Below are 24,758 nucleotides of genomic sequence, written 5' to 3'. Positions count from 1 at the left end.
TTCACGCGCGACGGCCCCGCACGGGCGTCAGGCCGTCTTCTCCTTCAGGCGCTTGACGCACTTGCTGTAATATTGCGGCCATTTCGGCCCCTGTGCGGTCTTCTCGGCGGCCGTGAGGCCCCGCCACTCGGAGCCGCATTTCTTCTGGCGCTCGCGGGCGGCCGATTGTGCCACGCTCGGCTCCTTCGTCTCCTTCGCGGCCTCCTTGGCGGCCGAAGCGGCGGGCGCGGCCTGCGAAAGGACCGGCGTTAGCAGGAGCGGCGCGGCGAGCGCGACCGCGGCGAGGAGACGAAAGAGCATGGGGGACGACTCCGGTGGGCCGAGCCGGCGATCCCGCGGCCCGCGGGGCGCATCTCAGCCGTATTCAAGTTGAAAGAGCAAGCGCCCGCCCGGCTTGCTACGGCTCCATCGCTGCGCACTCGTTGCGTTAAGCGTGGCCGGAGCGCTTGAGCCCCGAGCCCGAACCGCGCTACGTCCTTCGGAATGGACGGGCATGGGCCCGTCGCGCGCCTCCCGACGCATCGGAAGGGAGGCCGCAATCCGGGATGCCAGCATGGCGGTGACGACGGCGCAGCCGATCGAGGTCCACACCTGGAGCACCCCGAACGGGTGGAAGATCCCGATCATGCTGGAGGAATGCGGCCTCCCCTACCGCATCGTGCCGGTCAATATCGGCAAGGGCGAGCAGATGGCGCCGGACTTTTTGTCCATCTCGCCCAACAACAAGATTCCCGCCATCGTCGATCCCGAAGGACCGGGCGGACAGCCGATCTCGGTCTTCGAATCCGGGGCGATTCTACAATATCTCGGGCGCAAGACCGGCTGCCTCTATCCCACCGATGAGCGGGCCCGCGTCGCTGTGGACGAATGGCTGTTCTGGCAGGTCGGCGGCCTCGGACCGATGCTGGGGCAGGCCCACCATTTCCGCATCTACGCGCAGGAGAAGATTCCCTACGCCGTCGATCGCTTCACCGAAGAATCGCGGCGCCTCTACGGCGTACTCGACCGGCGCCTCGCGGGTCGCGACTTTCTCGCCGACGCCTACTCGATCGCCGACATCGCCTGCCTGACTTGGGTGAAGTTCCACGAGAAGCAGGGTGTGGCGCTCGATACGTTGCCGAACGTCCGTCGTTGGCGCGATGCGTTGCTCAAGCGCCCGGCGGTGCAGCGGGGCTTCTCGGCAATTTGAAGCGCGATCCGCGAGAAGTGGGCGCCGGTTCAGCAAGTGAATGCGCGGCTCGGTGGACACGACAGCCGCCGGCCACGGATGCCATCGACCCGGATACCGAGTTCGGGCCGGCCGGTTTGGCGGTGCCGGCGGGCCGGCGCCTTTGCCGGGGGAAGACATCGCGCCGGCCCGTCGGCCTGCCCCGCCTTCGGGGGAGAGCAGCGGGGTCAGAGCGACATCCTGCGACGCAATTGATGCTGGAATGTTTCTCCTCTCCGAACGGTTGAGCAAAGTCCGGCGCTCGTCGGTTCCCTCCCCGTGTCTCGCTGAAGCGAGTACGCTTTCGGGAGGATATGATGCGCCGATCATCGACGTTGGTCGCGGCCGGCCTCATCGGCTTGACCCTCGGCCCCGCCTTTGCCGAGCCGGACAAGGCCGCGGTGTTCGACTTCCAGTTCGCCCGCAATAGCCCAACCGAGCCGGACGAAGCGGAGCGGGCACGCCTGCGCCGGACAAGCGACACCCTGCGCACGTTGCTCGCCGAAAGCGGACGTTACCGCATCGTCTCGACCGATCCGGTTCGTGAGGACGTCAAGAAGAGCTCCGACCTGCGCGCCTGCAATGGCTGCGCCGACGATTTCGCCCGGAAGCTCGGCGCGGACGCGGCCATCACCGGCGAAGTTCAGAAGGTCTCGAACCTGATCCTCAACATCAACGTCTACGTGAAGCCGCTGAAAGAGGGTGCGCCCGAGCAGGCCTATAGTGTCGATCTGCGCGGCAACACCGACGAGTCGTTCGACCGGGGCATTCGCTACCTCGTGAAGAACCGCATGCTCGACGGTCGCTAGCGCTTCCGCCGAGCCCCGTTGGCCGTTGGATGCCGCATAAAAAGTTCGGCCTCCTAAGTCGTTGCCGGATCGACCGTTTGATCGATCTGTATCTTAGGGAGCACAATCATAAGAGCTTGGCCGCGCTTTTTCCGTCTTGACGTGCGATCAATACGGTCGCAACCTTCTTAGGTGCTTCGCGACAGCAAGCATATCGGCCAAGAAACGGCGCTGTCCGCGCGCGGTTGCTTGGTAAAAGCTGGAGGAGACAGGGATGACTCCACCGCAGCAGGTAGCCGCTGTGACGGCCCGGGATTGAGTTCGGTCCCGGACTGAGCGGCCAACGACGAGCACCGGACGGAAGCGACTCCCTAGGGGCGCAGAAGCGGCCGACACGGCACGTCTTCGAACACGCATCAGCCCCACCTGCGGAGCGCTTCCGCCGCGGTTCGTCTTCAAATCGCGGTTTTCGTTTCGCCGTGCAGGCCCGAAGGGCCCGCGCGGTTCTCGTCGTGGAGAATGGCCCGACGGACTGTCCGCGCCGCGGGGCGCGGATCGCCGGGCCCGCGATCACCGTCCCGCCAGCAGCGGCGACCAAGTCGGGTCGGAGGCGTAGCTCGGAGTCGGCACCGGCTGCTCGACCTTGCCGGTGATGTCGACCATGTAGAGCTTGCCGCCGCCCTGGCCGCCGGGGTCGCGGAAGAACATCACGTATTGCCCGTTGGGCGCGAAGGTCGGGCTCTCGTTGTGGAAGCCTTCGGTGAGTACCCGCTCGCCCGACCCGTCGGGCTTCATCACGCAGATGGCGAAGCCGCCCTTGCGCTGGCGCGTGAAGGCGATGAGGTCGCCCCGCGGCGACCACGCCGGCTGCGAGGCCGAGCCCTCGCCGAACGAGATGCGGCGCGGATTCGAGCCGTCGGCGCCCATCACGTAGATCTGCTGCGAGCCGCCGCGATCCGATTCGAACACGATCTGGCTGCCGTCGGGCGAATAGGTGGGCGAGGTGTCGATGGCCAGCCCCTGCGTGATCGGCTTCTGCGCCTTCGAGGCCAGATCGACGGTGACGATGTCGGCATTGCCGCCCTGCTGCACGCTCATCACAAGGCGGCGCCCGTCCGGCGAGAAGCGCGGGCTGGCACTCATGGACGCGAAATTGCCGACCGTCTGGCGCTGGCCGGTTTCGAGGTCGATCATCTGCACCTTGGGCTGCTGGCCGGTCGCCTGGGTCATGAAGGCGATGTCCTGCCCGGCGGGCGAGTAGCGCGGCGCCACCACAGCGACATCGCCGCCACCGGTCAGCGCCCGGACATTGGCGCCGTCCTGGTCCATCACCATCAGCCGTTTGCGGCGGTTCTCCTTCGGCCCCGACTCGTCGACGAAGGCAACCCGGCTGTCGAACCAGGGGCCGAGGCCGGTGATCTTGGTGTAGACCGCGTCGGAGACGAGGTGACCGGTGCGGCGCGCATTGGCGACGTCGGTCCCGTATTGCTGGCCGGCCATCTGCTGGCCCGAGGCCACGTCCCAGAGACGGAAGGCGACGGTGAGTCGTCCCGAACCGTCGCGCCCGACCCGACCGGTGACCAGCGCCTGGACCCCGGCGCCCTTCCAGGCCTCGAAGTTCGGGGCGGCGTCGAAGCTCGGCGATTCGGGGAAACGGGCTTTCTCCAACGGTGTGAAATAGCCCGAGCGGCGCAGGTTGTTCGTGATGACGCTCGCCACCAGCGTGCCGAGGCTCGCGTCGCCCGCGAAATCCGCCACCGCGATCGGCATCGGCTGAAAGGCGCCGCTGCCGATGCGGAGCTGGAGCTGGGCATGAGCCGGCGGCGCAGCGGGCAGCGCCAGGGCGAGAACGCCGAGGGCCGCCGAGAGCGCCGGCAGGAGGGCGCGCCGGGTGAAGGCTGTTCCAGGCATGGGAAGTCGTCCGGAGGCTCGCTGGGAAACGGAAGGCGCCGAACCCGTCGGATCAGACGGGGGAGAACTCGAACTCGGCGTTGATGGCTTTCCAGTCGTTGTAATAGGGCGCGTACTGGGCCGGGATCTTGTAGGGCGCGCAACGCCGCACCGCGCGCAACGCGGCCTGGGCGATCGACTGGTCGACGGCGTTGGCGCCGCCGCGCATGATCCGCGGCTCGTTGGTGAGCGAGCCATCGGGGTTCAGGCGGATGTCGAGCATCGGCAGCACCACGCCCTGCGCCGCGCCGGGCGGCGCCGAGTAGCACCGCTCGATCTGCTGCTGCAGCATGCCGACGAGGGCATCGCGCAGCGACGGCGACAGCTTCTGCGAGGTGCCGCTCGCCGCGCCCAACGAGGCGGTGCGCTGCACTTCGCGACCGGTCGAGCCGGTCGATTGCGAGGCCGCGTGCGATGCCAGCGTCTGGCGAATGTCGCCCGCATTGAACTTGTTGGCGAGTTCGGCCTGCTGGCGCGCCTTGGCCTCCGCGTCGGCCTTGGCCTTCGCGTCCGCCACCGCTTTCGCCCTGGCTTTCGCCGCCGCCTCGGCCTTGGCCTTGGCGTCAGCCTCCGCCTTCGCCGCGGCGTCCGCCTTAGCCTTGGCATCGGCGAGCTGCTTCTGATGCTCGGCCTCGCGGGCCTTGGCTTCCGCCTCGGCCTTCGCCTGCGCTTCGGCTTTGGCCTGGGCTTCGGCCTTCGCTTCGGCCCTGGCCTTCGCGTCGGCCTTGGCCTTGGCCTCGGCCTTCGCTTCAGCCTTGGCTTTCGCTTCCGCCTTCGCGGCGGCTTCCGCCTTCGCGGCGGCTTCCGCCTCGGCCTGCTCGCGCTCGATCAACTTCTGCAATTCCTCGCGCTTCTCGGCCTCGGCCTTGGCGGCGGCCTTGGCCGCTTCCGCCTTGGCCGCTGCGTCGGCCTTGGCGCGAGCCTCCGCCTTGGCCTTCGCCTCCGCCGCCTTAGCGGCTTCGGCTTTGGCCGCCTCGGCCTTGGCGGCGGCGGCCTTGGCGGCGGCCGCTTCGGCCTCCTCCTTCACCGGATCGGCGGTGTCGGCACGCAGGGGAATCGCATCGACGGAGGCGACCTTCATGTCCGCGGTCCGGGTCGGCGCGGCGGGCGCATCGACCTTCGCGTTCTCCGGTTCGCGCTCCTCGATCTTCTCCGAGACCCGCTCGGCGCGGTTGGGCGTGTTCTCCGGCTTCTCGGCGTCGCGCTGCCCGCGCGTCATCTGCGAGAATTCCTGCTCGGTCATCACCTCGACCGGCACGCCTTCCTGGGCGTCGGGCAGGGCCGGGGCGGCCACCGCGAACAGGGCGACGCCCAGCACCGCGGCATGGGCGGCGGCGGAGATCCAGACGCCCGGTTCCTTCCGGTCGAAGTCTTTCAGGGGCCAGCGCAGAGCCACGGGTCCGCGAACTCCCTTAATTGTCGGGCTCGGTGACGAGGGCGACCTTCTTGAAGCCGCCGCCGGTCACGATCGCCATCACCTGCGCGACGCGGCCGTAATCGACCCGCTTGTCGCCGCGCACGAACACGCGGTCCTCGGTGCCGGATTTCGCCGATTGCATCAGCTGGGGCACGATATCGTCGTCGCGCAGCTCCGCCTCGCCGAGATAGACTTCGCCGGTGCGGCGGATCGAGAGAGTGATCGGCTTGACGTCGGAATTGAGGGGGCTCGCCTTCGATTGCGGCAGATCGAGGGGAACCCCGACGGTCATCATCGGCGCGGCCACCATGAAGACGATGAGCAGCACCAGCACGACGTCGATGAACGGCGTCATGTTGATCTCGTTGATGGCGCCGGCTCCGCGCCGTCCGCGACGGCGGCGCTTGCCGCCACCCTTTGCCGCGCCGTGCGTCATGGACATGGGATCGGTTCCTGTCGTCGGACGAGATCAGGCGGCGAGCGACATGCGCTCGTCGATCTGGCGGGACAGGATCGCCGAGAACTCGTCGGCGAAGCCCTCGAGCCGCGACTGCGACTTGGCGACCGAGGCCTGGAGCTTGTTGTAGGCGAGCACCGCCGGGATCGCCGCGAACAGCCCGATGGCGGTGGCGAACAGCGCCTCGGCAATGCCCGGCGCCACGACGGCGAGCGAGGTGTTCTTGGAGGCCGCGATCGAGGTGAAGGCCGTCATGATGCCCCACACCGTTCCGAACAGGCCGATATACGGGCCGGCCGAACCGATCGAGGCGAGGAACAGCAGCCGCGAATCGAGCCGCTCGACTTCGCGCTGGATCGTCACGTCGAGCACCTTGTCGATTCGCTGGGACAAGGAATGGATCTGGCGGCCCGATCCTTCGAAGGAGCGTTTCCATTCCCGCATCGCGGCCACGAACAGGGCACCGAGGCCGGTCGGCTGGCGATCGTTGAACGAGCGGTAGAGTTCCTCCAGCGAGCGGCCGGACCAGAACGCCTCCTCGAAGGCGTCCATCTCGGCCTCGACCCGACGGAACAGCAGCGTCTTGTCGACGATGATCGACCAGCACCAGATCGAGGCGCCGAGCAGCCCCACCATCACGATCTTGACGACGAAATGGGCCTGCCAGAACAGGCCGAACAGGCTCATATCCACGGCGGGGGCGGCCTGCATGGCATCGGCTGGAGTCATGAGATCCCTCGCGTCGTCAGGGCTGCGCCGCTGCGCGCCGATGAGCCCGACCGATCCGTTAAGCGATGATGATTGAGATCACTCGTGAATCTGTCGAAAGTAAGGGTTGCGTCGCGCCCCGATCAGGGTTCGACGGCTCCCCTTCGCAAGGGACGTTTAAGCACCCGTCAGGGTTAACGATCGGTTGCGATGGTGCGGTGCGTTCGCGAAAGCGCAGCGCGCAACCCGTCCGGCAGGCGGATCGCCCGGCCGTCGCGGACGCAGGCGACGACGACCTCGGCGCGCACCAGCACCTCCTCGCCGCGGCGTACCTCCTGCGCGAGATGCATGGAGGCTCCGCGCAGTTCGCTCGACCACGTCACCACGTCGATCAGGTCGTCCATCCGGGCGGGCTTGAGGAAGTCGAGGCTCATCTTGCGCACGACGAAGACGATCCCGGCGCCCTCCTGATGCATCGCCGACTGGTCACCGGCGAGGCTGCGCAGGAGTTCGGTGCGTCCGCGCTCCATGAAGCGCAGGTAGCTCGCATGGTAGACGAAACCGGAGAAGTCGGTGTCCTCGTAATAGACGCGTAAGGGCAGCCGGTGGGCGCCGTCCGCGAAAGTGCCGGTCACGGTCATAGTCACGCTAGGGGTTTCCGCGGTTCGGGGTGCCGCGTCTCGGATGGCGATGAAGCCCTCTTTAGATCAAGAACCGATCGTACGCCGCTCGACCCCATCCCCCTCATCCTGAGGTGCGGCGCAGCCGCCTCGAAGGAGGGCTCCAGATGTCGCGTGATCCCTGGAGCCCTCCTTCGAGGCTTCGCTTCGCTCGCACCTCAGGATGAGGGGGTGGGTGGGATGATAGGTCTTGGTTGGATCTTCTATCGCTTCGGCCAAATTCAAAAAATGCGAAGGCCGCCCCCGAGGGGCGGCCCTGCCGTCATCCGCATGTGTAAAGAAATCAGCCGCCGATGCGGCCGGCCAGCGAGGCGGACTGGGCGTGCTCGTTGGCGATGTAGGGCAGCGCCTCGTTGGCGAAGGTGCGGCCGGCGGCGCTGTCACCGTTGCGGGCATAGCTGTCGTACAGGGCGAGCGTCCGGGCGTCCGAGCGGGCCTGCTGCTCGACATAGGTGCGATCGAACTCGCGGGCAGTGCGGGCGGCCTTCAGGCGCTCCAGACGATTCTGGCCGTTCGGGCCGATGGCGACGCGGCGGCCGGGCTCGGCCGGGCTGTTGTCGATGAGGCCGACGCCGCCCAGGACACCGCCGACGATGCCGGTGCCGATATTGGCCGCAATCGTCACCGGGGCGAGGACGAGGCCGACCGGGTTGTCGAGGCGGGTCTGGATCCCCTGGTTGTCCGGTACGACGCGGCCGGTGGCGCTCAGCGAGGTCCCCTCGGGCAGGAGCGCCTTGGTGGTGGCCTCACGCTCCGTCAGCACCCGGTTGGCATAGTTGCGCACGCGCGGATTGCGGGAACGCTCGAGGGCGATGCGGCTGGCCTCGATGCTGGTCGCGTCCGAGCGCAAGGCTTCGGCGCGAAATTCCGGGGTCGAGGTAGCGGCAGATCCGATCGGCGCGTCCGTGCCGATGCGCAGCGGCAGGGCATCCTGCGCCAGGGCGGGCGTGGCGAGGGCGGCGACGGACAGACCGAGTGCGGCCAGGACGGTCGTTTTCATGGCGGTGTCTTCCTTCGAAGATTGTTGTTCGATGGTCGTTTGCCGGCGCTCTCGAAGGAGCGTGGTCGCGCCGAGAACAGCCGTGAATCCTGCGTGTTCCGCATGCGCACGAACCTGTGAACACAGGATCATCGGATCACAGGATCGGTAATGTCACGCGTCTATGTGCATAAAAATTGTTGTTGGTCAGTGATTTATTGGCGCTTACGGGAAGGATGCGAAAACCGAACACTGTTGGATGCCGTTGTTCCGGTTGTTCTCGACTCCCATGAGCATTGCGTATGATGCATGGCTTGCTGGGTCATTCCGCTCCGAGATCGACGACGACGATCTCCGGAGGCACACCGAGCCGAACGGGGGCGATACTCATGCCGAGGCCGCCGGAGACGATGAGATCGGCCTGCTCGCGCACATGCCCGTAGGCGAATCGCGCGCCGTATCGGGACGGCACGATCGGGGACCGACCGAACAGGCGCATCTGCCCGCCATGGGTATGACCTGAGAGGGTGAGCGCGATCCGCGGTGGCACCTGCGGAAAGATGTCGGGCTCGTGCGCCAGCAGGATTGCGGGCGCTCCGTCCGGTATCTGCGCCAGGGTCGCAGGGAGATCGTCGTGGCCGATGCGGGCATGTTTGAAGCGCTTGCGCCCGGGCAAGAGCGCCAGCTGATCGCCCAAACCCGCAAGCCAGACCGTGTGGCCGCGCAGGGAGAGCGGCAAGACCTCGTTCTCCAGAACGCTGATGCCGTTCTGGGTCAGGGCGGTGCCCGCGATCGTCGGACCGCCCCCACGGCGTTGGGCCGTGCGATCCTCCCACCAATCGTGGTTGCCGAGGATCGCGTAGGTGCCGAGCGGCGCCGAGAGCCTCCCGAGGGCGGGCGCCCATTCGGCTGCATCCACGTAGCGGGTGACCAGATTCATGCCCGACACGTAATCGCCGAGCAGCACGATGACGTCGCCGCCGAGGGCGTTCGCCGTGGCGACGATCCCCTCGATCCGCGAGACCGGCATCCACGGCTCGCAGGCATGGAGATCGGCCAGGGCGACGATGCGGAGAGACAAACCCGAGGGCCAGGGGCCGAGCGGGCGCAGCCGGTAGTGCGTCACGACGAGGCGCGCCGGTTCGATGCCGATTCCGTAGGCGGCAGTTCCGAGACCCGCGAGCGTGACGCCGCCGAGGCCGGTCAGCACCCTGCGCCGGGTGACGTGAACCGCCGCGCCGGTGGAGACGGCCGGGTCAGGCGTCCGGGTCGTCGTCACCGGCAAACAGGCCGAACTGCGTGCTCGGGTCGCGCCGGGGTTCGGCGAAGCCCATGTGGCGGAAGGCATGCGGCGTCAGCACCCGCCCCCGCGGAGTCCGCTGCACGAAGCCCTTCTGGATCAGGTAGGGCTCGATGATGTCCTCGATGGCATCCCGCGGCTCCGAGAGCGCCGCCGCGATGGTTTCGATCCCCACCGGACCGCCACCGAACGAGGCGGCGATCAGGGTCAGGTACTTGCGGTCCATCACGTCGAGGCCGACGGGATCGACGTCCAGCATCTGCAGGGCCCGGTCGGCGATCTCGCGGGTCACCGTCGGCGCGTCCTCGACGATGGCGAAGTCGCGCACCCGACGCAGCAGGCGCCCGGCGATGCGCGGCGTGCCCCGCGCCCGCTTGGCGATCTCGTTGGCTCCCGCCTCCGACATGCCGAGGCCGAGCACCCGCGCCCCGCGGCGCACGATCAGCTCCAATTCATCGATCTCGTAGAATTCGAGCCGGATCGGGATGCCGAAACGGTCGCGCAACGGCGTCGTCAGTAGGCCGGCGCGGGTGGTGGCGCCGACGAGCGTGAACTTCGGCAGCTCGATCTTGACGGAGCGGGCGGCCGGGCCCTCGCCGATGATGAGATCGAGCTGGTAATCCTCCATCGCCGGATAGAGGATCTCCTCCACCGCCGGGTTGAGGCGGTGGATCTCGTCGATGAAGAGCACGTCGCGCTCTTCGAGGTTCGTCAGCTGCGCGGCGAGGTCACCGGCCTTGGCGATGACCGGCCCTGAGGTCGAGCGGAAGTTCACGCCGAGTTCGCGCGCGACGATCTGGGCGAGCGTGGTCTTGCCCAGCCCCGGCGGGCCGACGAACAGCACGTGGTCGAGGGCCTGACCCGTCTTCTTCGCGGCTTCGATGAAGATCTGCATGTTGGCGCGCGCCGCCCGCTGTCCGATGAACTCGGACAGGCTCAAGGGACGGATCGACTGGTCGACATCGTCCGGCCGGCGCTCCGGCGTCAGCAGGGTTTTCTCGGAAGGTCGGGCTTTGCTCACGGGGGTCTCGCGGGGCGGCCGGCCCCTGCGGTTTTGCATATCCCGCGCCCAGGCACCACCGCGGCGCGACCGCTCAGGAGCAGGAGCCCCGGATCGACGGAGCGTCTCGGCACAATCCGCTCCGCGACCGGGCAGGGAGATGGTAACCATCGCCGCGGACAATCGGCGCGTGACCCCGACGAGATCCGCGATGCCGCACGTTCCCTCCGCCCCGCGCGGCCCGTCCGCCCCGCGGGGTTCGTCCTGCGCGCCGCAAGGCCGCCGCCGCGCCCGCCTGCTCGGCAGCACCGGCGCCGCCCTGGCCCTGATCCTCGCCACCCCGCTGCGGGCGGAGCCCGTCGCCGAACGCCCGGATGCCCGGATCAACCTGCGCATCGAGCCGCGGGTCGAGGGCAAGGCCGAGGCGAAGCCGGAACTCAAGGCAGATTCCAAGGCGGAGACCCATGCGGACTCGAAGCCCGAGCCGAAAGCGGAACTGAAGCCGGACCCGAAGCCCACCACCGACAAGGCGGAAGTTGGAGCCGCCGAGGCCGCACCGACGCCCGCGAAGAAAGTGTCGCGGGAGCTGCCGCCCACCGTCTATGCCCGCGTCTCGGAGGATCCGCTGCCGACCTACACGGCGCAGACCTTCATGGACACGATGCGCGCCGCCGAGCGCTACCAGATCTACGCCGAAGCGGGCGGCTGGAAGACGCTGCCGGGCGATTTCGCGCCGAAGCCCGGTGACAGCCACGCGGCAATCCCCTCCTTGCGCCATCATCTGACGCTGACCGGCGATCTGCCCGCCGATGCCCCGCCCTCCGACCGCTACGACCCGCCGCTGGTGGCCGCGGTGAAGGCGTTCCAGGCCCGCCACGGCCTGCCGGATTCCGGCATCCTCGGGCGTTTGACCCTCAACGCGCTGAACGTGCCGGCCGATATCCGCCAGCGGCAGCTGCGAGCCTCGGCGCAGCGGCTAATGGGCTCGACCTTCCCGTTCGGCGAACGCTACGTGGCGGTCAACATCCCCTCGGCCGCCGTCGAGGCGGTGGAGAATGGGAGCGTGACGCGCCGCTACGTCGCGGTGGTCGGCAAGACCGACAAGCAGACGCCCACCGTCGAGACCCGCATCACCGACGTGAACCTCAACCCGACCTGGACGCTGCCGATCTCGGTGATCAAGAACGAGATCATCCCGACGATGCGCAAGAATCCGGGATATCTCGCCAAGAACCGCATCCGCATCCTCGGCCCAGGCGGCGTCGAGGTCGATCCGACGAAGATCGATTGGTCGACCGAGAAGGCCGCCAATTACACGCTGCGCCAGGATTCCGGCCTGGATAATTCCCTCGGCCAAGTCCGGATCGACATGCCGAACCGCTACGCGGTCTACATGCACGACACCCCGTCGAAATCGCTGTTCGCGGGCTCGGGGCGGTTCCACTCGCATGGCTGCGTGCGGGTCGGGCAGGTGAAGGAATTCGCCGCTTGGCTGCTCCAGGGTACGGAAGGGCCGAACGGGCCGGGCTCGGTCTGGGGGCCGATCGAGATCGAGACCGGCATCGCCCTCGGGGAACGCCGGGACATCAAGCTTGTGAAGCCGACGCCGGTCGCCTTCGTCTACCTGACCGGCTACGCCACGTCGGACGGGCGGGTGCATTTCCGCGACGACATCTACGGGTTGGACACGCCCGCCGCGCCCGGTGCCGCGGTGCCCGACGTTGCCACCACCGGCTCGCTGTCGCCGCGCGCGACCCCGGTTCCGCGCAAGCCCGAGACCGCCGCACCGCGCCCCGCACCCGTGACCGCCAAGCCGGAAACAGCGCGACCGGCCCCGTCGCCCGCTACGGCAGCGCCGGCCCCGGTCGGTTCCGCCCCGAAGCCGCAGGCGCGCCGGAGCGCGCCCCCGGTGGAGCGGGCGCCCACCGAGCCCGGATTGCTGCCGCCGGGCCTCGTCGGAGGGCGGACCTGATCGATGCCTTTCGCGTCTGCGACGCGGCGTCCCGCCCACAGCGAAGCTGCCATGCGTGCCGGAACAATTGGCCTAAATCCTCATTCTGCCCGATAAGCGTCGGCGCCCTTCATTGCCGGACGCATTTTTGTAAGCAGTCTAAGGATTTTACCAATGGCTAAAGCCAAGATTCGCGTTGCCAGCGATCGGCTCAATACGCCGACCGACCTCAACCCCGAGGACGTGACGAAGATTTCCCACGGCCTGACCGTGCTGCTGTCCGATCTCTTCGCGCTCTACATCAAGACCAAGAACTTCCACTGGCACGTCAGCGGCCCGAATTTCCGGGACTACCACCTGCTCCTCGACGAGCAGTCTCAGCAGATTTTCGCGATCATCGATGCGGTCGGTGAGCGGGCCCGCAAGATCGGCGGCACCACCCTGCGTTCCCTCGGCCAGGCCGAACTGCTGAAGCGCGTCACCGACAACAACGCCGAGTATGTCAGCCCGCTGGAGATGCTCAAGGAGCTGCGCGACGACAACAAGGCGCTGACCGCCAACATGCGCGAACTGCACAGCGTCACGGACGAGGCCAACGACGTCTCGACCACGAGCCTGCTGGAGGAGTGGATCGACCAGTCCGAGGAGCGGACGTGGTTCCTCTACGAGTCGACCCGCGAGGCGACCGAGAGCGGTCACTGAACGCTCAGGCGGCCTTCCTGTATCGTCCTCGCGGTAGCGCGGGGGATGCGCGCCAACTGGTAGGCAGAATCGTCGGATCGGGTTCGTTCAGAGCCCGGCCGGATGATCAGAGGATGGAAGGTGCCCGCTAGGCTGCGGTGCCGCAGGCCGCATGGGCTTGCCGGGTTCTCGCTGTCAGCCGACCTATACCGCCGACGATTCGCAAGGATCGGCGGCTTTTTCGTCGAAAACGTCCGACAGGGTCATGCGAACGGACCAGCGGCCGAGCGTCGGTCGGGACCTGTCGTCTTCAGGTTGAAGGCTCGGCACCGTCCGTCCGTCGAAACAGGTCCTGCACAATTGCATGTGGCCCAGTTCGCGTGCCGGCGAGCCCGTCAGGATCCACTGATCTCGCCCACCCGCAGCCTCACCTTGATGAGGCCCGGCTCGTCCGGCGCCGGATGCTCCTCGAATCCGAGATGCTGGCAGACCGCGCGCATGGCCTTGTTCTCGGAGAGAACGTCGCCCTCGACGCAGGCGATGCCCTCCGCACCGGCCCAGTCGATCATCATCCGCATCAGGGCGATGCCGAGCCCGGTGCCCTTGATGTCGGAGCGCACGAGGATCGCGAACTCGCCCGTATCGTGATTGGCATTGGCATGCAGACGAACCGCCCCGAGCATGCGCCGGGATTCGTCCGCCCCCTCCTCCGTCGCCACGAAGGCGATGGCGCGCGAATAGTCGAGCTGGGTCAGCCGGGCGAGGAAGACGTGGCTGAAATCGCGCACGGGGGCGAAGAAGCGTAGGCGCACATCCTCCGGATCGACCTGTTCGAAGAAGGCGCGGAACATGTCCTCGTCCTCCGGTCGCACCGGGCGAACCAAGATGCGGCGATCACCCGCCATCATCCGCCGCTCCCACTCGGCCGGATAGGGGCGGATCGCGAAGCGCGGATGCCAGTTGCCGCGGCGGCGATCGGGTCCGGTCTCGACCTCGACCCGCACCCGCGCGTCGAGGGCGACGACGCCGTCGGCATCCGCGAGCAGGGGATTGATATCGAGCTCGCGCACCGCCGGCAGATCGGCGGCAAGCTGAGCCAGCTTGACGAGGGTCAGCGCGATGGCATCGGTGTCGGCCGCCGGCACATCGCGATAGGCGACGAGGCGACGGGCGACGCGGGTGCGGCCGATGAGTTCGCCCGCGAGGGCGAGGTCCAGGGGCGGCAGGGCAAGCGCCCGATCGTCGATGACCTCGACGGCCGTTCCGCCGCGCCCGAACACCACGACCGGACCGAAGACCGGATCCTCCGCGAGCCCGGCGATGAGCTCGCGTGCCTGGGCCCGGCGCACCGTCGGCTGCACGGCGAAACCGGCGATGCGCGCGTCGGGCCGCATCACCCGCACGCGGGCGATCATCGCGGCGGCGGCCTCGCGCACATCGGCCTCCGAGGTCAGGCCGAGCCGCACGCCCCCGACCTCCGACTTATGGACCACGTCCGGCGAGACCAGCTTGAGCGCCACGGTGCTGCCGGCGGCGATGAGCGGCCACGCCGCCGCGGCCGCCCCATCGGGATCGGGGGCCAGGGTGCTCGGCACCGATTCGATGCGATAGGCGGCGAGCAGCGCCGCCACGGCGTTGGGATCGAGCCAGCTTCGGCCCTCGGCAAGGGCTTGCTCCACCACGGCGCGGGCGGTCGCCACATCCGGGGAGAAGTCCCGCGGCAGCGAATCGGGCGTACGCATCAGGTCGTCCTGCGCCTCGCGATAGCGCACGAGATGCAGGAAGCCGTCGACCGCGTCGGCATCGGTGGCGAAGAGCGGGATCTTGGCCCTGCCGTAGATCGCGCGGATCTCCTCGTCCTCGCCGATCGAGACGGCGAAGACCGGTTTACGCCGCCCGGCCGCCCGCCCCATGGCGACCGTATCGGTCACGGCCTTGGCGACGTCGCGGGCGCCGGCCCGAGCGGTCGGGACGTGGATCGCCAGCAGGGCGTCGCTGCCCCGGTCCGCGAGCAGCGGTTCGAGGGCGCGGGCGAAGTCGCGCGGCACCGCATCGATACCGAGATCGAGCGGGTTCGCTTGCCCGCCATGCCGCACCGGCTCCAGCGCGGCGAGGGTTTCGTCGGACGGCGCGCACAGGGCGCCGCCGCGATCGGCGAGACCGTCGGCGGCGAGCGCCCCGATGCCGCGCCCGTTCGAGACGATCATCAGGCGTTGCCCCGGAAACGGGCGCTGGCGCCCCAGCGTCTCGACCGCCGAGAACATGGCGTCGAGCCCGTCGACGGTGAGGATGCCGGCCCGGCGGAACGCGGCCTCGTAGACGGCGCCGGGCCGTGCCAGCGCGCCGGTATGGGTCTTGGGGGCGTGGTCGAGCCCGTCGTGTCGGCCCGTGCGCAGGACCACGACGGGCTTGGCCCGGGCGGCCGCGCGGGCGGCGCTCAGGAATTTCCGCGCATCGGCGACGTGGTGGAGGGACAGAATGATCGCCCGGGTGCGGTAGTCCTCGGCGAAATGGTCGAGACAATCGGCGACGTCGACATCGGCGGACCGCCCGAGGGTCATCACCGCCGAGAAGCCGACGCCGCGCCGGCCGGCCCATTCGGCGATGGCCGAGGCGACGGTGCCGGATTGCGAGATCAGAGCCAGGTCGCCGGGGGCCGGCGGGCGGGCCAGGAGGGTGGCGTTGAGGTGGTGTGCCGGGACGCTCAGACCCACGCTGTCCGGCCCGATCAGCCGCAACCCGTGGCGCCGGGCGGAGGCGCGGGCGGCGCCCAGCGGTGCCGCTTCGCCATGGCCGAGATGGGCCGAGAGCACCACCGCCGCCGCCGCACCCGCGCGGCCCGCCTCCTCGACGATGTCCGGCACCGCCCAGGGGGGCGTGGCGATCATCACGAGGTCGGGGGGCGTTGGCAGGTCGGCGATCCGGGAGACGCAAGCGAGCCCGTCGACGCTGGCCTCGCGGGGATGGACCGGAACGATCTCGCCCGAGAAACCGCCGGCCCGCAGGCCGTCGATGATGGCGCGGCCGACCGAGCCGGGCCGGTCTCCGGCGCCCACGACGGCGATCCGGCGCGGGGCGAGCAAGGCGTCGAATCGATAGGTGCTCATCGCTCGCCGGAAAGATGCCTCAGTCGGTCAGGCGTTACACCATCCGGCCGGGCCTGGGCACCGGGCCCGGCTCGTGACCTGCCAGCGTCAGACCGCGTGGCGGGGCGGCAGCACAAGGGTGTCATGGCGCTTGAACACTTTGGGCCAACGCTCGCGATCGGCCAGGGCGCGCGCCTCCTGCAAAGAGATTCCCCGCGCTTCGGCCAAGTCCGACAGGCTCATCCATGCGTTTTGCATCGACACGCAACCCTGAATATTTGTTATGCGGGAGGCTATCCATGGCCGACCTAACGGCACCTGAATGGCGTGAGCCCGGTGAGGGGCGGTTCCCGGCACCGTTAACCGCGAGCAAAAGGAATCGTTCGTGGCCCCCTTCGCGACCCGCCAAGCCATCGTCGAGGCCATGCGCAGCCTTCTCAGCCTCGGTCTCAGCCAGGGCACGTCCGGCAACGTTTCGGTCCGCTGGGGCGATGGGTTGCTCGTGACCCCATCCGGCATCCCGGCCGAGCAGTTGAGCCCCGATGACCTCGTCGAGATGGATATGGACGGGCATTACGATCACCCGCTCGCCCCCTCCTCCGAATGGCGCTTTCACCGCGACATCCTCGCGGCCCGGCCGGAGATCGGCGCGGTGGTGCATGCTCACCCACCCTACGCCACGGCTTTCGCGATCTGCGGGCGCGAGATTCCGGCGGTGCACTACATGATCGCCATGGCGGGCGGGCCGAACATCCGCTGCGCCCCCTACGCACCCTACGGCACCCAGGCTCTCTCGGAACACGCGCTCCGGGCCCTCGATCGGCGCAGCGCCTGCCTGCTCGCCAACCATGGCATGATCGCCACCGGGCCGAACCTCGCCAAGGCCCTGTGGCTCGCGGTCGAGGTCGAGGCTCTGTGTCGCCAATACGCTCTGGCGTTGCAGGTCGGCACCCCGGTGGTGCTTCCGGATGCCGAAGTCACCGAGACCGTCGAGCGCTTCAAATCCTACGGACCGCGCGACAAGGCGGGCCATTAGCGCGTCGCCGACAACGAAGCGCGAGCAGGACCGGCGGTGCGAGGGCAATTTCTGACGCACCGAATCCGCTTACGGACACTGTTTCCGCCGACGCATGCATCATGACACCCATAGCGGTCGCAGCCGTGAGGCGTGTCAGACTACCTCAGGTAGTTTGACTTTCCCGATCCGTCCCTGGTCTCCACGCGGCGAAACACGACTTCCTTCTGCTCCGGAAAGCACCGTCGCGTGACATCCCCCGCGTTGGACACCGCCTCGGGATAGGCTTCGCCTTGTCCGAACCGCCGGATCCGCCGGAGCGCGACCGAAACCAGTGTCATGTCGCCCGACGTTGGCCGCGCCGGACGAGGCTGCGTCATGAACGCTGATCGCTCCACTCGGCCAGGCGTCCGAGCCATGCCGGGCGCTCCACAGCTGAGCTGTTCGCGACGCAACGCAGCGCCCCCAAAACCGATACGCCAGTTCTTGCCTAGCTGGGGCGCATCATCTTTGTTTCTCCGACGATGCCTCCTCGCCCCGAGATCCGCTCGCGATCCGCTTCTTCGTACCGAGCTGGCCAGATTACAACTGTTGTAAACTAAGTGGCCATTCTCTGAGGCTTGTCAGAGAGACCGTAGATTGTGCGGATGGGCACGCTGCACCCGGTTTGTAACAAATGATAGAAATCGGTCTTGCGCATTTTCCAGCGTAGCGTTAAATCCCTCTCGGTTCACTGTAGTGACTTCGCTTCGGTCTCAGGTCGTTTCGTCATGATGACGGCGGCCGGTGACTGTCTTCGTCCGTATCGTAGGAGGTTGTTTAGAATGTCTCTCGAAGAAGCCGTTGGCGAGGGTTACATTCCACTGACCGTCGACATCGTTTCGGCGTTCGTTGGGCATAATTCCCTGGCAGCCGGGGAGCTTCCCGGACTGATCGCTGCGGTCCACGGCACGCTCTCCGGCCTGACCAGCCGCGCCGCCGAGCCGAAGGTGCAGCCGCTGACTCCGGCCGTGCCGATCAAGCGCTCGATCCAGCCCGACTTCCTCGTCTGCCTGGAGGACGGCAAGAAGTTCAAATCGCTGAAGCGCCACCTGCGCACGCGCTACAATCTCTCGCCGGACGAGTATCGCGCCCGCTGGAACCTGCCCGACGACTATCCGATGGTCGCGCCGAGCTACGCGCAGACCCGGTCCGAATTGGCCCGGACCATGGGGCTCGGCCAGCAGCGCCGCAAATGGCCGGCGAAGAACAAGTCGGAAGCCGTGGCCGCGGTCTGAGCCGCGCCCGCGGGGATTGTCCACAGGGGATCGGGCTGCGCGCAGCCCGCCCCCACGCACCTGCCCGACCCGTTAGAGGTCGGGCAACGCCTGCCTGGAACAGTCGCGACCCCTGCCGGTATCCCCGGCCCTCGAGGAGTTGCAATGTCCGGCCGGTCGCCCACCGCCGTTCGCCTATTCTGGACGTTCGTCGCCGGCTCTACGGTTGCCTTCTGGTACGGGCCTCCCGCCCTCGCTGCGACAGGCGCGGCCTCACTGGCGATCCTGCTGCATCGCCTGGACCGCCCAAGGCGGTTTCGCACCTTCGTGCGCCGTGTCAGCCAGCGTCATGCCGAGACCCTGGCTCTGCGCCGGCGCCAGGAATGCTTCGTCGACGCTTACGGCAACACCATCGAGGATGGTTGGCTTCGGGAGCGTGAATACTTCATCGAGCGCACCCTTCTCCCGCAGATCGAGACCCGCGGCTTCGCCGAGGATGCCGAAACCCGCTACGAGGTGATGGCCGAGATCGTCGAGCGCGTCGCCCGCCGATACGCCCTTCCCGACGATGATGGCAGCCCCGAGGACGGCATCGCCTACGAACGATTCTGTGCCCGTTTGTTGCAAGAATCGGGATGGCGCGCACGCCCGACGCAGGCGAGCGGTGATCAGGGCTGCGATGTGATCGCCGAGCGCGACGGACTGCGCCTCGTAGTCCAGTGCAAGCGCTACGGCCGCCCCGTGGGCAACGCCGCGGTGCAGGAAATTGCCGCCGCCGCTCTGCATTGGTCCGCCGATTGGGCGGCGGTGGTCTCGAATGCCGGGTTCACACCGGCCGCGCGCAAGCTCGCCGGCACGACGGGTGTGCTCCTGCTCCACCACGACGACCTCCCCGATCTCGCGACGCAGCTCCCGCGGGAGGGCCGGCGCCTCCTGCCCGTCGGTGGACGGTGAGGTGCTACTCGGCGGGGATGGGCCGCGCGGATGGCCGCGGGGCCGCCTTGCGGCGCACCGAGACGCGGGCGGCCCGCTTGCGCCACCAGATCACGACGCCGGTCACCGAGAGCATCGCCACTACGAGCCCCATCAGCGAGATCAGGATGCGTCCGGGCAGGCCGAGGATGCGGCCGGAATGGACCGGGAACTGCGCCTGCACGAAGAGATCGGCGGCCGTGCCGATCCAGGGCTGACGGTCGCCGATCACCTTGGCGTCGGCCCCGTCGAAATAGACCGCCGCCGGTCCGACGCCGGCGGCACCATGATCGTCGCCGGGCTGGAAGTAGCGCGCGGTGTAGAAGCCCTGGAACGGATTGTAGGCCAGCGCTCCGACCGGCTCGGACCAGCCCCGACGCTGCCCCTCCGCCTGGGCCGCCTCGAGAATGTCGGCGAACGAGGCGCTCGGTTCGATCGGCTTCAGCGGCGAAACCATCGGTCGGGTAAAGGAGGGGTCCGGCGTCACCCGCGAGATGCTCGACATCAGCGGCAGGAACACCTCGCGATAGAGGTTGAGCGAGAATGCTGTGAAGGCGAGCAGGAACAGCAGGGCGAAGGTCCACAGGCTCGCGGCCCGATGGAGATCGAAGTTGATCCGGTAGGCGCTGCCCGAGGTCTTGACCTTCCAGGCGGGCTTCCACCGCTTCCACCAATCCCGGCCGGATGGGCGAGGGCTCGCCGGACGGTCCGGTTTGGCGGCCTTGCGCACCGGCAGCGTCAGATAGAAGCCGACGAAACCATCGATCATCCAGACGATGGCGACGATTCCCATCAGCCAGACGCCCCAGCGGTCCTCGCCCCACATCGCGGGCAGGTGCAGAGAGTAATGCAGCTTGTACAGGAACGAGATCAGGGTCTCACGGGTGATCGGCCAGACCTGGCCCCATTCCCGCCGGCCGGTTTCGGCGCCGCTCACCGGATCGAGGAAGATCTGATTGTAGCCGAGGACGGCCAATTGACCGGTCGCGGGATCGACCCGCGGCATCACGAACAGATTCAGCGCTTCGCCCGGTTCGGCCGCCGTGTTGAAGTAGACCACCCTCGCTCTGGTTTCCCGCGCCTCGAACTGTCGGACAAGGTCGAGCGAGGAGATCGCGGTCCCACGGCTCGCGACTTCGTGCAGATGCGGATTCAGCCAATCGTCGAGTTCGTGGTCCCACGAGATCACCGCGCCGGTGAGGCCCGCGACGAAAAGAAAGGCCGCCACCGTCAGGCCGGCCCATCGGTGAAGCAGGACGAAAACCGAACGCGCCATCGATCCCCGAAATCCGATCCTAATAGGACCTTCCGTCAACCATGTGCCCCTGTCCCGGGCACCTCCCCTGAACGAAGGAGTTGCAGAAGCCTTGCTCCCTCGTCCACACGTTGGACGAATCGGGAGCGCCGAGATTTAGCGTGGCCGGCGCCGTCACGGAAGCCGGTTCGGGATCAGCGTCCGATTCGATCGTCCGTGAAGATCCAGTAAAGGCCGGGCACGGGTGCAGCCAGTGACTTAACACCCCCTTAAACCCGCCGCATTTAGGCTGCCGAACGGAGGCGGAACCGATGCGCCGCGAGGCGCGACGGCGGCCGAGATGGAACGGAAGCGGGTGGCGGTCCTGCGGGATTGCCGGCCCCACATGGATCGCATGGCGAAGACAGCCGGACGCAGACCGCGCAGCGAACCGAGCTTCGACATCCCGGAGGGGAGCGATCCCGCACGCCTCGATGTGCGCCTGTCGCGCGGGGACCGCTCGGCGGGCGGCGCGGCACAGCGAGGCGGCGCGAAGGCGGCGCCCCGCGGGGCCTCACGGAAACGCGCCTCGGGCGGCGGCGGCAAGCCACCCCGGCGGCGGCGATCCTGGCTCGGCCGAATCGTTCACGGCGTCGTCGTGCTCGGCATCTGGGGCGTGATCGCACTGGCCGGCCTCATCGCCTACCACGCCTCGCAGCTTCCCCCGATCGACCAGTTGGCGGTGCCGAAGCGCCCGCCCAACATCGCGATCCTGGCGAGCGACGGCTCCCTGCTCGCCAATCGCGGCGAGACCGGTGGGCGCGTCGTCTCAATCAAGGAATTGCCGCCCTACCTGCCGCGCGCCTTCGTGGCGATCGAGGACCGGCGTTTCTACGACCATTTCGGCGTCGATCCGGTCGGCATCGCCCGCGCCGTTGCCCAGAACCTGACCCGGCGCGGCCTCGCGCAGGGCGGCTCGACGCTGACCCAGCAGCTCGCCAAGAACCTGTTCCTCACGCCGGAGCGGTCGGCCTCGCGAAAGATCCAGGAGGCGATCCTCGCACTGTGGCTGGAGCACAAATACACGAAGGACGAGATCCTCGAACTCTACCTGAACCGTGTCTATTTCGGCGCCGGCGCCTACGGCGTCGAGGCGGCGGCGCAGCGCTATTTCGGCAAGCCTGCCAAGAACGTGACGCTGGCGGAGGCCGCCATGCTCGGCGGACTCGTCCAGGCACCCTCGCGGCTCGCCCCGAACCGCAATCTCAAGGCGGCGCAGGCGCGGGCGGCCCATGTCCTCGCCGCGATGGAGGATCTCGGTTTCGCGAAGGCCCCCGACGCGAAGGTGGCCCTGGCCCAGCCGGCGCGGCCCGCCTCGACCCGGGGCGGCGGATCGCCGAACTACGTCGCCGACCTCGTCATGGACGTCCTCGACGACTTCCTTCCGAAATTCGACGACGACATCGTCGTCTCCACCACGGTGGATGCCGGCCTCCAGAGCGTGGGCGAGCGTGCGCTGACCGACGAGCTGAACGCCAAGGGCGCTCGCTACAACGTTGCGCAGGGCGCGCTCGTCTCGATGCGGCCGGACGGCGCGATCCGCGCGCTGATCGGCGGCCGCGACTATGCCCAGAGCCAGTTCAACCGCGCCACGACCGCCAAGCGGCAGCCCGGCTCGTCGTTCAAGCCCTTCGTCTACCTGGCGGCGATCGAGCGCGGGCTGACGCCCGACACCGTGCGCGACGACGCGCCGATCCGCATCGGCAACTGGGCGCCGGAGAACTACTCGCACAGCTATAGCGGCGCGGTGACCCTGCGGGAGGCGCTGGCGCAATCCCTCAACACCGTCGCCGTCCGGCTCGGCCAGGAAGTCGGCCCGAAGGCGGTGGTGCAGACCGCGCAGCGCCTCGGCATCGCCTCGCCGCTCCAAGCCAATGGGTCGATCGCGCTCGGCACCTCGGAAGTCACGCCGTTGGAAATGGTCGGCGCCTATTGCGCCTTCGCCAATGGCGGCACCGGTGTGATTCCCTACGTCATCGCCAGCATCAAGTCGGCGAACGGCAAGGTGCTGTACAAGCGGGGCGAAGGCGGCCTCGGCCGGGTCATCGATCCCAACGCCGTCGGCATGATGAACGCCATGATGCACGACGTCTTCGCCATCGGCACGGCCAAGAAAGCCGACATTCCGGGCTGGGAACTCGCCGGCAAGACCGGCACCAGCCAGGATTTCCGCGATGCGTGGTTCATCGGTTACTCGGCCACTCTCGTGACCGGTGTCTGGCTCGGCAACGATGACGGCGAGCCGACCAAGAAGGCCTCCGGCGGCAGCCTGCCCGCCGAGATCTGGAAGACCTACATGACGACGGCGCTGAAGGCCGACAAGCCGGTGGGGCTGCCCGGTCTCAATCGCTGGCGCGCTCGGCCTCAGGTGGCGAATGCGGGCGAGCGCGAGGGCGGTCCCGGCGGGCTGATCGGCGCCCTCCTCGGAGAGCCGGACCGCACCGCTTCCGTGCCGCCGCCGCCGCGTTCCGTGCCCGGCGGTCGTGGGCAGGGTCCGAGCCAGGACGATCGCAACTTCCTCGAGAAGCTGTTCGGGCTCGGCGAGTAGACGCCGATCGTCCGAAACCTCCCGGTCGGGCGGGACATTCATTCCCGTACCACGCCATCGCGGGGCTCGGTTCGCGGGGGCGCGGTGGCTTGCCACATTCGCGCCATGTTGCGGGCATGAGCCTTGGATGAGACGGGAGCGCGCGCCGCCGCCTCCCAGCTCGTGAAGGAGCCCCCGTGTCCTCCCCCTTGCCCGACCGTCGTGCCGCTGGCCCCTGGGCCGGTGCGTACAGGCCGGGCGTGCCCCTCGCCGGACGCCGGAGCCGCCCCTGATGCTGCCGCACCATCGCTGGTTCTGGTTCCTGATCCTGCTCGCCACCGGCGGGGCGGGTCTTCTCTACAACGTGATTTTCGCGGGGGGCGCGAGCCCGGCGGCGGGCTTCACCTACGGTCTCTGCGTCGGCATCGCCGCCCTGGCCTTCGATCGCGGGGTGCTGCTCGCGGGCTTGCAGGCGCGCATCCGCCGCCTGCCCGCCGGGTTCTACGTGGTGGCGGCCGAGCTGTCCTACGTGGCGATGATCGTGGCCGGCAACGCGCTCGGCGGTCTCGTCGTCTGGTTGCTCGGGCTCACCCAGGATCCGCTGGTGGAGGCGGTGCGCACGACCCCGCGGGTGCTCGCCTACGCGCTGGCCGTCTCGGCGCTTCTCGTCTTCGTCATCCGCATGCGCGACCTCATCGGCGGCGAGGTCTTCATCAACTTCCTCGTCGGCCGCTATCACCGCCCGGTGGAGGAGGAGCGCATCTTCCTGTTCCTCGACGTCGTCGGCTCCACCGCCTTCGCCGAGACCCACGGTGACCTGCGGGCACAGGAATATCTCAGCGCGGTCTTCGCCACCCTCGCCGAACCGGTGCGCCGCTTCCACGGGTCGGTCGACGATTACATCGGCGACCTCGCCATGATCACGTGGCCGATGGAGCGGGGGCTGAAGGATGCGCGCTGCGTCGCCTGCCTGTTCGCCGTGCGCGACCGCATCGAGGCCGACGCCGCCGCCTGGGAGGCCCGCTTCGGCACCGTGCCGCGGCTGCGCGCGGGGCTCCATGGCGGCCCGGTGGTGACGGCGGAAGTCGGGGTCGACCGGCACAAGATCGCCTATTTCGGGGATGCCGTGAACGTCGTCGCCCGAACCGAATCCCTGTGTCGCCCCCTCGGCGTCGACACGCTGATCTCCGAGGATCTGCTCGCGCGGCTGCCGCGCCTGCCCAAGGACATCACCGCCCGGGGTCTCGGCAGCCATGCCCTGCGGGGGCGAGGCCGGCGCCTTTCGGTCGCGACCCTGGAACGGGCGGTTGCCCTGCCCCCTCAAGACACGCGCGCCCTCGCCCGGCCCCGCGAGGCCGCCGGCTGAACGAGCTCTTCTGCCGGTCGATCGATCGGTCGAGGCCGGATCGTTCGGAATGGCGGCCAGGCGCGGCGATCCGGTCTCCCACCGGCCGAAATCCCTTTCGACCGATACGGCGAGTGCCTCAGGC

Annotated in this window: 21 protein-coding genes; 9 read left to right on the top strand and 12 right to left on the bottom strand. The window is 68.4% G+C overall.

Annotated features, from left to right (window positions below; all coding sequences use genetic code 11):
- Positions 1 to 27 precede the first annotated feature (27 nt).
- Positions 28 to 300 (bottom strand): hypothetical protein, encoded by a 273-nt coding sequence (locus OWC43_RS11515; protein ID WP_137827193.1) that lies wholly within the window; start codon positions 298 to 300, stop codon positions 28 to 30.
- Between the two features lie 253 nt (positions 301 to 553).
- On the opposite strand from OWC43_RS11515, the gene OWC43_RS11510 reads away from it, so the two are divergent.
- Together OWC43_RS11510 and OWC43_RS11505 are read left to right on the top strand one after the other, a co-directional pair.
- Positions 554 to 1,189, top strand: a complete 636-nt coding sequence (locus OWC43_RS11510) for a glutathione S-transferase N-terminal domain-containing protein (protein ID WP_393956787.1) — start codon at positions 554 to 556, stop codon at positions 1,187 to 1,189.
- A 335-nt stretch (positions 1,190 to 1,524) separates the two neighbouring features.
- Positions 1,525 to 2,016 carry a DUF3280 domain-containing protein gene (locus tag OWC43_RS11505; RefSeq protein ID WP_171015357.1) on the top strand — a complete coding sequence of 164 codons (492 nt, stop codon included), beginning with the start codon at positions 1,525 to 1,527 and terminating at the stop codon, positions 2,014 to 2,016.
- Between the two features lie 549 nt (positions 2,017 to 2,565).
- Here OWC43_RS11505 and tolB read toward each other — a convergent pair.
- From tolB to ruvB, 8 genes are all read right to left on the bottom strand, one after another.
- Positions 2,566 to 3,906: a Tol-Pal system beta propeller repeat protein TolB gene (gene tolB, locus OWC43_RS11500; RefSeq protein WP_393956786.1), complete on the bottom strand. Its 1,341-nt coding sequence runs from the start codon at positions 3,904 to 3,906 to the stop codon at positions 2,566 to 2,568.
- A gap of 52 nt (positions 3,907 to 3,958) precedes the next feature.
- Entirely contained in the window at positions 3,959 to 5,341 is a 1,383-nt protein-coding gene (gene tolA, locus OWC43_RS11495; RefSeq protein WP_393956785.1) for a cell envelope integrity protein TolA, read from the bottom strand.
- 16 nt (positions 5,342 to 5,357) lie between these two features.
- Positions 5,358 to 5,804 (bottom strand): ExbD/TolR family protein, encoded by a 447-nt coding sequence (locus OWC43_RS11490; RefSeq protein WP_393956784.1) that lies wholly within the window; start codon positions 5,802 to 5,804, stop codon positions 5,358 to 5,360.
- A 27-nt stretch (positions 5,805 to 5,831) separates the two neighbouring features.
- On the bottom strand, positions 5,832 to 6,548 hold the full coding sequence (tolQ, locus tag OWC43_RS11485; RefSeq protein WP_137827199.1) for a protein TolQ: 717 nt from the start codon (positions 6,546 to 6,548) through the stop codon (positions 5,832 to 5,834).
- A gap of 173 nt (positions 6,549 to 6,721) precedes the next feature.
- On the bottom strand, positions 6,722 to 7,168 hold the full coding sequence (ybgC, locus tag OWC43_RS11480; RefSeq protein ID WP_393958543.1) for a tol-pal system-associated acyl-CoA thioesterase: 447 nt from the start codon (positions 7,166 to 7,168) through the stop codon (positions 6,722 to 6,724).
- A gap of 322 nt (positions 7,169 to 7,490) precedes the next feature.
- Positions 7,491 to 8,207, bottom strand: a complete 717-nt coding sequence (locus tag OWC43_RS11475) for a DUF4142 domain-containing protein (RefSeq protein ID WP_393956783.1) — start codon at positions 8,205 to 8,207, stop codon at positions 7,491 to 7,493.
- 301 nt (positions 8,208 to 8,508) lie between these two features.
- Entirely contained in the window at positions 8,509 to 9,465 is a 957-nt protein-coding gene (locus tag OWC43_RS11470) for a metallophosphoesterase (RefSeq protein ID WP_393956782.1), read from the bottom strand.
- Positions 9,443 to 10,507: a Holliday junction branch migration DNA helicase RuvB gene (gene ruvB, locus OWC43_RS11465; protein WP_137827202.1), complete on the bottom strand. Its 1,065-nt coding sequence runs from the start codon at positions 10,505 to 10,507 to the stop codon at positions 9,443 to 9,445. Before ruvB ends, OWC43_RS11470 begins: the two co-directional genes overlap by 23 nt.
- A gap of 190 nt (positions 10,508 to 10,697) precedes the next feature.
- Here ruvB and OWC43_RS11460 point away from each other — a divergent pair, with 190 nt between their 5' ends.
- Complete coding sequence (locus OWC43_RS11460) at positions 10,698 to 12,458, top strand: murein L,D-transpeptidase (protein WP_393956781.1); 1,761 nt, start codon at positions 10,698 to 10,700, stop codon at positions 12,456 to 12,458.
- A 153-nt stretch (positions 12,459 to 12,611) separates the two neighbouring features.
- Entirely contained in the window at positions 12,612 to 13,139 is a 528-nt protein-coding gene (locus OWC43_RS11455) for a Dps family protein (RefSeq protein WP_393956780.1), read from the top strand.
- Positions 13,140 to 13,513: 374 nt separating this feature from the next.
- Here the strand turns inward: OWC43_RS11455 and OWC43_RS11450 are convergent, their stop codons facing one another.
- Together OWC43_RS11450 and OWC43_RS11445 are read right to left on the bottom strand one after the other, a co-directional pair.
- Positions 13,514 to 16,225, bottom strand: coding sequence for a bifunctional acetate--CoA ligase family protein/GNAT family N-acetyltransferase (locus OWC43_RS11450; RefSeq protein ID WP_393956779.1), 2,712 nt, complete (start codon positions 16,223 to 16,225; stop codon positions 13,514 to 13,516).
- 87 nt (positions 16,226 to 16,312) lie between these two features.
- A complete protein-coding gene (locus tag OWC43_RS11445; RefSeq protein ID WP_281405151.1) occupies positions 16,313 to 16,447 on the bottom strand; it encodes a hypothetical protein in 135 nt (44 codons plus the stop codon).
- Positions 16,448 to 16,589: 142 nt separating this feature from the next.
- Here OWC43_RS11445 and OWC43_RS11440 point away from each other — a divergent pair, with 142 nt between their 5' ends.
- The 3 genes from OWC43_RS11440 (at position 16,590) to OWC43_RS11430 (ending at position 19,429) form a co-directional block, all read left to right on the top strand.
- Entirely contained in the window at positions 16,590 to 17,240 is a 651-nt protein-coding gene (locus tag OWC43_RS11440) for a class II aldolase/adducin family protein (protein ID WP_137827206.1), read from the top strand.
- Between the two features lie 803 nt (positions 17,241 to 18,043).
- Positions 18,044 to 18,496, top strand: a complete 453-nt coding sequence (locus tag OWC43_RS11435; protein ID WP_393956778.1) for a MucR family transcriptional regulator — start codon at positions 18,044 to 18,046, stop codon at positions 18,494 to 18,496.
- 144 nt (positions 18,497 to 18,640) lie between these two features.
- On the top strand, positions 18,641 to 19,429 hold the full coding sequence (locus OWC43_RS11430; protein ID WP_393956776.1) for a restriction endonuclease: 789 nt from the start codon (positions 18,641 to 18,643) through the stop codon (positions 19,427 to 19,429).
- Positions 19,430 to 19,433: 4 nt separating this feature from the next.
- Here the strand turns inward: OWC43_RS11430 and OWC43_RS11425 are convergent, their stop codons facing one another.
- Entirely contained in the window at positions 19,434 to 20,723 is a 1,290-nt protein-coding gene (locus tag OWC43_RS11425) for a PepSY-associated TM helix domain-containing protein (protein WP_393956775.1), read from the bottom strand.
- Positions 20,724 to 21,096: 373 nt separating this feature from the next.
- Between OWC43_RS11425 and OWC43_RS11420 the strand changes: the two genes are divergently transcribed.
- Both OWC43_RS11420 and OWC43_RS11415 read left to right on the top strand, forming a co-directional pair.
- Positions 21,097 to 23,289 carry a transglycosylase domain-containing protein gene (locus OWC43_RS11420; RefSeq protein ID WP_393956774.1) on the top strand — a complete coding sequence of 731 codons (2,193 nt, stop codon included), beginning with the start codon at positions 21,097 to 21,099 and terminating at the stop codon, positions 23,287 to 23,289.
- Positions 23,290 to 23,560: 271 nt separating this feature from the next.
- Complete coding sequence (locus tag OWC43_RS11415) at positions 23,561 to 24,634, top strand: adenylate/guanylate cyclase domain-containing protein (RefSeq protein WP_393956773.1); 1,074 nt, start codon at positions 23,561 to 23,563, stop codon at positions 24,632 to 24,634.
- The last annotated feature ends 124 nt before the right edge of the window (positions 24,635 to 24,758 follow it).

Source organism: Methylorubrum sp. POS3, from assembly GCF_043352485.1.
Lineage (GTDB): Bacteria > Pseudomonadota > Alphaproteobacteria > Rhizobiales > Beijerinckiaceae > Methylobacterium > Methylobacterium suomiense.
The sequence above is the reverse complement of the archived record's forward strand: the minus strand, read 5'-3'. Positions and strand labels throughout refer to the sequence as shown.